Raw genomic sequence first — 3,867 nt, 5'->3', positions numbered from 1 at the left:
GTTGCGCCTTCGCCGAAGCCTATGCCGGCGAAGGCGCAACCGTCGCCATCGGCGACATCAATCTCGAGGCGGCGCAGAAGACCGCCGCCGAGATTGGCGGCAAGGCCTATGCGGTCAAGCTCGACGTCACCGACCTCGCCTCGATCGAGGCGGCGGTGAAAGCCGTCGAGACGAAGACCGGTGGCCTCGATATCCTGATCAACAACGCCGCCCTGTTCGACCTGGCGCCGATCGTCGAAATCACCAGGGCAAGCTACGACAAGTTGTTTTCCGTCAATGTCGCCGGCACGCTGTTCATGCTGCAGGCAGCCGCCCGCTCGATGATCGCGCGAGGCAAGGGCGGCAGGATCATCAACATGGCGAGCCAGGCCGGACGGCGCGGCGAGGCGCTGGTCGGCGTCTATTGCGCCACCAAGGCCGCCGTCATCTCGCTGACCCAGTCGGCGGGGCTCGACCTGATCAAGCACCGCATCAACGTCAACGCGATTGCCCCTGGCGTCGTCGACGGCGAGCACTGGGATCACGTCGATTCGCTGTTCGCCAAATATGAGAACCGGCCGAGGGGCGAGAAGAAGAAACTGGTCGGCGAGGCGGTGCCGTATGGCCGCATGGGCACGGCACAGGACCTCACCGGCATGGCTGTGTTTCTCGCCAGCAGCGACGCCGAATACATCGTCGCCCAGACCTACAATGTCGATGGCGGCCAGTGGATGAGTTGAGGGCGGGGGACGGCCTCTGCTCCTCGTCCCTCCGCGGGGAGCAGAGGCCGACTTCAGCGGGCGCGTAGCAAGTGCCACCCCTTATCCGCTCCCCGACGGGGAGAGGAGCGTAACGAAGGCCGAAACCCGGCCAAAGGGTAAAACAGATGACCGTGAAACTCTCGTCCTCTAACCTCTCCAAGCTGCCCGCCAACGTCGCAGGTCCGAAGTATGACCGCGCGACGCTGAAGGCCGGCATCGTGCATTTCGGCGTCGGCAATTTCCACCGCTCGCATCAGGCCGTCTATCTCGACGATCTGTTCAATGCGGGCATCGGCCATGACTGGGCGCTGATCGGTGCCGGCGTGTTCGACGGCGAAAAGATCGGTCGCGGCAAACTGGAAGAGCAGGACTGGCTCACCACGGTGGTCGAGCAGGATAGCGGCCATATGAGCGCACGCGTCACCGGCGCGATGATCGACTTCCTGATGCCCGGCGATGCGGCCGGTGTGATCGAACGGCTTGCCGACCCGGCGATCAAGATCGTTTCGCTGACCATCACCGAAGGTGGCTATTTCATCGACCCGGCCTCCGTCGTGTTCAACCCGACCCATCCCGACATCGTCGCCGACGCGCAGGCCGGCGCCACGCCGAAGACGGTGTTCGGCATCATCCTTGCCGGGCTGATGCGCCGCCGCGATGAAGGCACCGTGCCGTTCACCGTGATGTCGTGCGACAACATTCCCCACAATGGCCATGTCACCTCGGATGGCGTCATCGGCCTGGCCCGTTTGATCGACGAGGATCTGGCGAACTGGGTCAGCGAGCATGTCGCCTTTCCGAACGGCATGGTCGATCGCATCACGCCGGCCACCACCGACCGCGAGCGCGGCATCCTGGCCAAGGATTTCGGCCTCGAGGACAACTGGCCGGTGTTCTGCGAGCCGTTCCGGCAGTGGGTGCTGGAGGACCATTTCACCGATGGCCGGCCGCCGCTGGAAAAGGTCGGCGTGCAGTTCGTCAAAGACGTTGCGCCTTATGAACTGATGAAAATCCGCATCCTCAATGGCGGCCATGCAGCGATCGCCTATCCGGCCGGCCTGATGGACATCCATTTCGTGCATGAGGCGATGCAGGAGCCGCTGGTGAGCGGTTTTCTGGCCAAGCTCGAACGGGACGAAATCATCCCGACGGTGCCGCCGGTGCCGGACACGGTTCTGGAAGACTATTACCAGCTCATCGAGAGCCGCTTCTCCAACCCGAAGATCGGCGACACGGTGCGCCGGCTCTGCCTCGACGGCTCCAACCGCCAGCCGAAGTTCATCATCCCGACCATCGCCGACCGGCTGAAGGCTGGGAAAAGCGTCGCCGGCCTGGCCCTGGAATCGGCATTGTGGTGCCGCTACTGCTTCGGCACGACGGACAGCGGCGCCGTCATCGAGCCCAACGACCCGAGTTGGGACCGGCTGCAGGCGACGGCAAAGGCAGCAAAGGACGCTCCCGCCGCCTGGCTCGCCATGGAGGACATCTATGGCGATGTCGGCCGCGCAACGGCGTTTGTCGAGGCCTTTGCCCATGCGCTCAACGTGCTGTGGGCGAATGGCGCGCGCGCCACGCTGACGCGCTACCTCGCCGGCAAGCTCTGAGAGCCATTCTCGGCCATGACGCCTGAACTGGTCATTTTCGACTGCGATGGCGTGCTGGTCGACAGCGAGGCGCTCTCCGTCTCGGCGCTGCTCGGCATGGTCAGGCTTGCCGGCGGCAGCGTCAGTGAGGATGCCGCCTACGAGCATTTCCTCGGCAAGAGCATGAAAAGCGTGCGCGAGATCCTCGGCCGCGACTTCGGGCTCGATATCACCGACCTGCACCTGACCGAGATGCGCGTCGAATTGATGCGCAAATTCCGCGAGGAGCTGAAGCCGATCGCCGGTGTCAAGAAGATGCTGCCGAAGCTTGGGCTGCCGTTCTGTGTCGCGTCCTCGGGCACGCTCGACCGCATCCGCTACGCGCTCGACGTCACCGGATTGCTTGGGCTGATGGAACCGCACCTGTTCAGTGCCACCATGGTGGCCAAGGGAAAGCCCGCGCCGGACCTGTTCCTGCATGCCGCCGCCAGCATGCGGGCCCATCCACGCAAATGCCTCGTCATCGAGGACAGCCCGGCCGGCATCATTGCCGCGCGGGCGGCGGGGATGCGCGTGTTTGCCTTCACCGGCGGCTCGCATGCCGGCAACCCGACCTTGAAAGCGCGGCTTGCGTCGAGTGAACCGGACTTTATATTCGCTGACATGCTGCAATTGCCCGATCTGATTGCAGGCCTGGGAGCGAGAGACAGAGCATCTTGACGAAACAGTTCGTTTGCGCGGTCGATGTCGGCACCGGGAGCGCTCGCGCGGGCATTCTCGACACCAACGGCACCTTGCTCGGCCGCGCCGAGCGGCCGATCGCCATGAACCAGCCGAAGCCCGATCACGCCGAACATGATTCGCGCGATATCTGGTCGGCCGTCTGCGCCGCCGTGCGCGCTGCCCGCGAAAAGGCCGGCATAGCTGCCGAGGAGGTCGTCGGCATCTCCTTCGATGCCACCTGTTCGCTGGTGGTGCGCGACCGGCAAGGCGGCCAGCTCAGCGTCTCGACCACGGGCGACAAGCGCTGGGACACCATCGTCTGGCTCGACCACCGCGCCATCGCGGAGGCCGACGAATGCACGGCAAGCGGCCACGCCGTGCTGAATTACGTCGGCGGCGTCATGTCGCCGGAAATGGCGACACCGAAGCTGATGTGGCTGAAGCGCAATTTGCCGGAGACCTGGAATGAAGCCGGCTATTTATTCGATCTCACCGATTTCCTGACCTGGCAAGCGACAGGTTCGCTGGCCCGCTCGCAATGCACGCTGACCGCCAAATGGACCTATCTGGCGCATGAGAGCCGCTGGGACGAGACGTATTTCCGCAAGATCGGCCTCGGCGCGCTGGCCGACGAGGCATTCGCGCGCATCGGCACCGAGATCGTGCCGGCCGGTGCCGCACTCGGCGGCGGATTGACCGCGCAGGCAGCAGCAGACCTTGGTCTCAACCCCGGCACCGCGGTGGCGGCCGGACTGATCGACGCGCATGCCGGGGGCGTCGGCACGGTCGGCGCGCGCGGCGATTTCGGCAGCGTGCTGTCG

The 3,867-nt window shown here is 64.8% G+C and carries 4 protein-coding genes; all 4 read left to right on the top strand.

Going from position 1 to position 3,867, the window contains the following annotated elements:
• Positions 1 to 719 (top strand): L-iditol 2-dehydrogenase (locus EN994_RS21665; protein WP_127307799.1); only part of this gene is annotated, 719 nt, incomplete at its 5' end.
• A 146-nt stretch (positions 720 to 865) separates the two neighbouring features.
• Positions 866 to 2,344 carry a mannitol dehydrogenase family protein gene (locus EN994_RS21660; protein ID WP_063169749.1) on the top strand — a complete coding sequence of 493 codons (1,479 nt, stop codon included), beginning with the start codon at positions 866 to 868 and terminating at the stop codon, positions 2,342 to 2,344.
• A 15-nt stretch (positions 2,345 to 2,359) separates the two neighbouring features.
• The gene (locus tag EN994_RS21655) at positions 2,360 to 3,043 is read left to right on the top strand and encodes an HAD family hydrolase (protein ID WP_024502046.1); all 684 of its coding nucleotides are present in this window, start codon (positions 2,360 to 2,362) and stop codon (positions 3,041 to 3,043) included.
• Positions 3,040 to 3,867, top strand: an 828-nt coding sequence (locus tag EN994_RS21650) for an FGGY family carbohydrate kinase (RefSeq protein ID WP_245466058.1), incomplete at its 3' end; no start/stop codon positions are given. The genes EN994_RS21655 and EN994_RS21650, both read left to right, overlap by 4 nt.

Origin of the sequence: Mesorhizobium sp. M7A.F.Ca.CA.002.09.1.1, from assembly GCF_003998555.1 — a bacterium.
Lineage (GTDB): Bacteria > Pseudomonadota > Alphaproteobacteria > Rhizobiales > Rhizobiaceae > Mesorhizobium > Mesorhizobium ciceri.
This window is presented reverse-complemented; position numbering and strand designations above follow the sequence as displayed.

What these genes read in the sequence shown, in the direction of transcription:
- EN994_RS21655 (WP_024502046.1), top strand. Translation starts at nt 2,360, where the DNA reads ATGACGCCTGAACTGGTCATTTTCGACTGCGATGGCGTGCTGGTCGAC.
- EN994_RS21660 (WP_063169749.1), top strand. Translation starts at nt 866, where the DNA reads ATGACCGTGAAACTCTCGTCCTCTAACCTCTCCAAGCTGCCCGCCAAC.